We start from the raw sequence: 6177 nt of genomic DNA on the forward strand, positions 1-6177 counted from the left end.
CGGTTTTTTTATGCCCTATCAATTACAATTTCTTAATTTCGGAGTATGACTATCGTATCCAAACCTATAATTGTTTTTATAGCTGCAATTACGCTGTTAACAGCCTGTAAGCGGGACGTTACACCCGAAAAGCTTTATGGCAATTGGAGATATGTTAAAATAGAAAACCCTGGCACCAATCCCCCATCAACCGATCCCGACTGGAAATTAAAACTGGAGCACCCTTCTATCGTGTTTTCAAAAAACAATGAGCTTACCATTTGGTGGAATGGTAAAATACTATCGCATGGCACTTTTGGGGTTGATGTAAATAATATACGCTATAAAGAAATTTTGGAGGGTGGGCGTACCAGCGAGTTCCCATTTTATGTGTCTAAGCTAACCGATAGCGAAATTGTGTTTGAAACGCTGGGGCCAGACGGATCGCGGGTAACGGCTGTTAAACAATAAAAAAATTAAAATAAAAGGTGATAATTACCCGGTTAATTACACATCTATATAAAACAACTTTGTATGCGTAATATATATCATTCGGTTGAGCAGCGACAAAAGCTTTTTATACAGTTGTATAAAACAGCGTTCCCGGCCATTGCAAAATATATAAGCCGCCTGGGCGGTACAGCTGATGAAGCTAAAGATGTTTTTCAGGATGTGCTGATTATTTATTACGAAAAAATGGTGGCCCAAGCCCTGCCTGAAAAAGATATTGCCTACATGGTGGGTACATCAAAAAATTTGTGGCTGCAACGTTACCGTGAAAATAACAGGCAGGTGTCGCTTGATAGCATCGATATACCCGCCAGCGAAGCTGAAACCCCTGCCGATAAACGCTTGTTGAATTTTTTAGCTGTGGCCGGCAAAAAGTGCATGGATCTGTTAAAAAGCTTTTATTACGACCAATCGCCCGCAGCAGAGTTGGCCCAACAGTTTGGCTATTCGGGCGTACGCTCAGTTACCGTACAAAAATATAAGTGCCTGGAAAAAGTAAGAGAAACCGTTAAACAAAAATCACTGACCTATGCCGACTTCATGGAATAATCCCGCCCAGATAGATAACTACCTGGGCAACAACATGAGTAATGGCGATGCACTGGTATTTGAGGCCCATTTACTATTAAACCCCGAGTTGGTTGATAAAATGCAATGGCAGCAAAAAACGTATATGCTTGTACAAAGCTATGGTCGCCGGCAGCTTAAACAAGAGATTGAGGCTGTGCACCAGCAGTTATTTACGCATACTAAACATAGCCGCTTTAGCCAAAAAATAATGGCGCTGTTTAAAAAACTATAATCTAAAATTTTATGAAAATTGACCAACAAGAGTTCCGCAAATTTGCGGTGGGGAATAACTATGCCCCAAATTTAAGTATAGACAGGTATATATCGCACGTTGAAAAAAGCAGTATTCCTCATGCTATGACGCCTTATATAACCGAAGAGCGCGAAATGCGTGTAGCGCAGATGGATGTTTTTTCGCGACTGATGATGGACCGCATCATATTTTTAGGCGCGGCAGTTGATGATAATATAGCCAATATTATACAGGCACAACTGCTGTTCCTGCAATCAACCGATGCCAAAAAGGATATACATTTGTATATCAATTCGCCGGGTGGCTCGGTGTATGCAGGTTTTGGCATTTATGATACCATGCACTTTATTACGCCCGATGTGGCTACCATTTGCACAGGTATGGCGCTATCAATGGGTGCTGTTTTATTGTGCGGCGGGGCGGCGGGTAAACGCGCTGCGCTTAACCATTCGCGCATTATGCTGCACCAGCCTTTAGGGGGCGTACAGGGTCCGGCATCTGACATAGAAATCACCGCCCGCCAGGTATTAAAAATAAAAAAAGAGCTATACGAGATCATAACCAAACATAGCGGGCAGGATTACCAAAAGGTGCATGATTTATCTGACCGCGATTACTGGATGACGGCTATAGAAGGTAAAGAATTTGGAATTATTGACGAAGTATTAGGCAACTAACTTAATGCCCTGCAATTACGTTTGCCCCGGCCTTTGCAGGGCTTTTTATAAACCTTCGGCCCGTTAACAAAACAATTAAAGCGATAATAGCCGAAACAGCCATCGTACCTGCCATAGGCAATGCGCTCTGGCTGTTAAAAATGCTGATGCCTAATGATGCCAGCGCACCTAACCCCAACTGTGCTGCACCCAACAATGCTGCTGCCGTACCGGCGTTTTTTTCGAAAGGAGCCAGTGATAGTGCCGACGCATTGGGATTGGCAATACCTACACAGCTTAGTACAATAAATATCATACAAATAGTACCGCCCAGGCCCAACCATCCGTTTAACGTTGCCAAAACAAATAAAATGGTGGTTATTACCTGTGTTACTATGGCAACTCCAATGATCTGTTCGCTTTTATAGTACCTAAGTAAAACATTATTTACCTGGCTTGAGCCTACAAAACCTATTGAAAGCCCGGCGAATATCCAGCCGTAGGTTTTTGCGCCGGTTTTAAACACTTCCATAAACACCAATGGCGAGCCGGCTACATAAACAAACAGACCCATAAAGGCAAAAGCACCTGTAAGTGCGTAGGTAAAAAACTGGGCATTTTTAATTACCGCCAAAAAACTGTTGATAATAGGAAGCGGTTTTAATGAATGCGTTGGGTCGGGCTTATGGCTTTCGGGTAAAGCGAATATTACCGCCAACAATATCAAAACAGCCATTGCCGCCAGTATAATAAATATAAGGTGCCATCCCCATACAACTGTAACGTAGCCACCAACTGTTGGCGCCACCATAGGCGACGCGCCTAATATGAGAATAAGCAAGGCAAATATTTTGGCATTATCCGCTACCGGAAAAATATCGCGCACCATGGCCATAGAGGCTACACCCGCAGCGCAGCTGCCTACCGCCTGTATAAACCGTAGTAGTATAAGGGTTTCAATATCAGCGGCAAAAAAACAACCTATTGATGCTGCTATATATAAAACCAAACCTATATAAAGCGGCCTTTTGCGGCCATACCTGTCTAACAAAGGGCCATACAATAATTGCCCAACTGATATCCCCACAAAAAAACTGGATAATGATAAAGATACCTGCGCGGTAGTAATATGAAATGATTTGGCAATAGCCGGAAATCCTGGCAGGTACATATCAATAGAAAAAGGGCCCAGCGCGGTAAGCGCGCCTAATATTAAAACTGTAAAAAAGTACCGTTGTTTAGTCATGCAACAAAAAGGGCGGGGCCCGTTAAGGGGGCAAATGTCGCTTTTTGGTTTTAACCTTGCCTGTTAATAATGTAATTTTTATCAACACGTTACTGCCTACAAAAACATACGCTTTTTAGCTATAAAATTATAAACGGACTATATATATGGCTCTTATTGACCTTAAACCAATTGGCTTGGTATTTGTTATACCTGTACTACTAAAAAAGAGCCTTATGAAAAAAATAATTCTTTATACCGGTGTTTTGATAACTTTTATATTATCAGCCGGTAATTTTGCACAAGCACAGGACCATAAAATAAGCGATCAGGGTAAGGGCGCTATAATTGGCGGCGCAGGTGGCGCTGTTGTAGGTGGCCTTATAGGCCATAATGTGGGCGGTGCCCTTATAGGCGGTGCCATAGGTGCCGGGGGTGGTTATGTTATAGGTAACGAAACCCGTAAACACAAAGAGAAAAAACGCCGTGAGGCTTATCGCGAAGCTTATTACCATAAACACGGGCATTATCCAAATGCCTATGTTTACCGCAAGCAATAATTATATTAAAACTTTAAAAAAGGCCATAATGATATCATTATGGCCTTTTTTGTATAATTTTGAGTGTATTTTTTTAGTTATAATTAAATTAAATTACTATTAAAAAAGTTATTAAAAAATATTTATATTTGACTTAATAATTCAGAAAAGGGTTGCTGTAGTTTCATCAAATATGCCCCCTCTACTAGTTAAATATAATTAAACCGCCTTTTCGACGTTTTATTAACAACACCTATGTTAAAGCGAATTTTAATTTTAGACGACAATCAGGACATTCTTGAAATTGTACATGAAACACTCACGTATGAGCAGTTTGATGTAAAAAGCACCGGCGATGGAATGGAAGTGATGTTCCTTGTTGAAGAGTTTAACCCCGATTTGGTTATTTTAGATTACCGCGTAGCGGGAACCAACGGCGGCGAATTATGCCGACAAATTAAAGCGCACCCCAAATTTGGCGATACTCCTGTTATTATTTTTTCGGCATATGTTAATCACCAGGCTGATTTGTTTGCCTATGGATGCGACGCTATTATTAATAAACCATTTGATTTGACCGAACTGGTTGAAAAAGTAAATAGTTTATTAAACACTAAGCCCTGCTAATTGTTATATAAATAACTCCGCTATCCAATTACTTAATTATACTATTGTATGTTAATTGGTAAATGATTAATTTTAAAGTGATTAAAGGAGGAATAAACTAAAACTTGTTCTTTATTTAATTGCAAACACATTAATTATTTAATTTAACAACATTTACCTGATGAAAATTTTTGTAGCCAGACTACCTTATCAATTTAAGGAGGCTGACATTGCCGAATTATTTGCCCCGTACGGCGAAGTTAGCGCTGTAAATTTAATTATGGACCGGGAAACCGGCCGAAGCAAATGCTTTGCTTTTGTGGAAATGCCTGATGATGATCAGGCCAACGCGGCTATTGCCGGCTTAAACGAAAAACAAATTTTAGACAAAGCTATTGCCGTGAGCCAGGCAAAAGAAAAAGAGCGCATCGAAAGGCCTGCCGGCGGTGGGTACCGTGGTGGTAGCGGCAGCGGCGGCGGTTATCGCGGCGGAAACAGTGGCGGCGGCAGTAACTATCGTGATAGCGGCAATAGCGGCGGCGGTTATCGTGGCGGCAATGACAGGGGAAGCTACAGAGATAAAGGCGATAGCGGCGGCAATTACCGCGACCGTGGTAATAGTGGCGGCAACCGCGACTATAAAAGCAAAGGCGGATCAGACGATTATTAATTCATTGTTTCGATATAAATTCAATATAAAAAAGCTGGTATAACTTATACCGGCTTTTTTGTTTAATTGGTTTTAGATATATTTAGGGTTCAAATCATACATCATCATGAAACTAAAACTCTTATTACTTGGCTTTTTAATATTTACGGCATCTGTAAGTACAAAGGCCCAAAACTTTGTATGGAAAACGGCCACCTCAGGGGGCTATACCTATAAATATGTAACCGGCGACCCTACCCATTCGCGTTTTTATACCTTAAAAAACGGGTTGACTGTAATATTGAGCCCTACGCCTAAGCAGCCCCGCATACAAGCTTATGTAGCTGTTAAAGCGGGTAGCAAAACAGATCCCGCCAACCATACAGGGCTGGCTCACTACCTGGAACACATGATGTTTAAGGGTACTGATAAATATGGCACACTTAACTGGGCCAAAGAAAAACCCCTGCTTGATAAAATTGACGCCCTGTATGAGCAATACAATTCTACAACTGATGAAGGCAAGCGTAAGGAAATTTATAAAGAGATAGACAAAACATCGGGCGAAGCCTCAAAATATGCTATTGCCAATGAGTACGATAAAATGATGGCCTCCATGGGCGGGCAAAATACCAATGCCTTTACCTCGTTTGAGCAAACTGTTTATACCGATGACATACCCTCATCAGCCGTCGATAAATATTTAACCCTACAGGCCGAGCGTTTCCGTAAGCCGGTATTGCGTATATTCCATACCGAACTGGAGGCTGTTTATGAAGAAAAGAACCGCACGCTTGATAATGATAGCCGCAAGGTTATTGAATCATTATTCGCGGCTATTTTCCCTAATAACAATTATGGCAAGCAAACCACCATTGGTACCATAAAGGATTTAAAAAACCCTTCATTAAATGCCATACGTCAGTATTACTATACCTACTATGTGCCCAACAATATGGGCATAATTCTATCTGGCGATTTTAACCCGGATGTAATGATAAAAAAAGTGGCGCAGCACTTTAATTACATGCAAAAAAAGGCTATCCCTCCTTATAAATTCGACCCCGAGAAACCCATAACCTCGCCCGTAAAGCGCGACGTATGGACCTAATCCTGAAAATGTTACTATGGCTTTCCGCTTTCCGGGGGCTAATACCGGCGATGCACGCATGCTTAATTTAATTGGCGAG

The 6177-nt window shown here is 41.4% G+C and carries 9 protein-coding genes; 8 read left to right on the top strand and 1 reads right to left on the bottom strand.

The genetic code is table 11. The features are described 5' to 3' along the window. Positions 1–45 precede the first annotated feature (45 nt). The 4 genes from ABI367_RS12180 (at position 46) to ABI367_RS12195 (ending at position 1989) form a co-directional block, all read left to right on the top strand. Entirely contained in the window at positions 46–450 is a 405-nt protein-coding gene (locus tag ABI367_RS12180) for a hypothetical protein (RefSeq protein ID WP_462230321.1), read from the top strand. 63 nt (positions 451–513) lie between these two features. Next, positions 514–1038, top strand: a complete 525-nt coding sequence (locus ABI367_RS12185) for an RNA polymerase sigma factor (protein WP_462230323.1) — start codon at positions 514–516, stop codon at positions 1036–1038. Then, complete coding sequence (locus ABI367_RS12190) at positions 1019–1291, top strand: hypothetical protein (RefSeq protein ID WP_462230325.1); 273 nt, start codon at positions 1019–1021, stop codon at positions 1289–1291. The genes ABI367_RS12185 and ABI367_RS12190 overlap by 20 nt, the downstream gene beginning before the upstream one ends. A gap of 11 nt (positions 1292–1302) precedes the next feature. Further along, on the top strand, positions 1303–1989 hold the full coding sequence (locus tag ABI367_RS12195) for a ClpP family protease (RefSeq protein ID WP_462230327.1): 687 nt from the start codon (positions 1303–1305) through the stop codon (positions 1987–1989). Position 1990: 1 nt separating this feature from the next. Here the strand turns inward: ABI367_RS12195 and ABI367_RS12200 are convergent, their stop codons facing one another. Beyond that, positions 1991–3214 (bottom strand): multidrug effflux MFS transporter, encoded by a 1224-nt coding sequence (locus tag ABI367_RS12200; protein WP_462230329.1) that lies wholly within the window; start codon positions 3212–3214, stop codon positions 1991–1993. A gap of 215 nt (positions 3215–3429) precedes the next feature. Between ABI367_RS12200 and ABI367_RS12205 the strand changes: the two genes are divergently transcribed. The 4 genes from ABI367_RS12205 to ABI367_RS12220 all read left to right on the top strand — a co-directional run bounded on the left by ABI367_RS12205 (position 3430) and on the right by ABI367_RS12220 (position 6098). Then, complete coding sequence (locus ABI367_RS12205; RefSeq protein WP_462230331.1) at positions 3430–3753, top strand: YMGG-like glycine zipper-containing protein; 324 nt, start codon at positions 3430–3432, stop codon at positions 3751–3753. Between the two features lie 234 nt (positions 3754–3987). Beyond that, complete coding sequence (locus tag ABI367_RS12210) at positions 3988–4359, top strand: response regulator transcription factor (protein WP_462230333.1); 372 nt, start codon at positions 3988–3990, stop codon at positions 4357–4359. A gap of 160 nt (positions 4360–4519) precedes the next feature. Next, a complete protein-coding gene (locus ABI367_RS12215) occupies positions 4520–5008 on the top strand; it encodes an RNA recognition motif domain-containing protein (RefSeq protein WP_462230335.1) in 489 nt (162 codons plus the stop codon). Positions 5009–5114: 106 nt separating this feature from the next. Further along, positions 5115–6098: a M16 family metallopeptidase gene (locus ABI367_RS12220; RefSeq protein ID WP_462230337.1), complete on the top strand. Its 984-nt coding sequence runs from the start codon at positions 5115–5117 to the stop codon at positions 6096–6098. Positions 6099–6177: the final 79 nt, after the last annotated feature.

It is taken from the genome of Mucilaginibacter sp., assembly GCF_039935595.1.
Taxonomy (GTDB): domain Bacteria; phylum Bacteroidota; class Bacteroidia; order Sphingobacteriales; family Sphingobacteriaceae; genus Mucilaginibacter.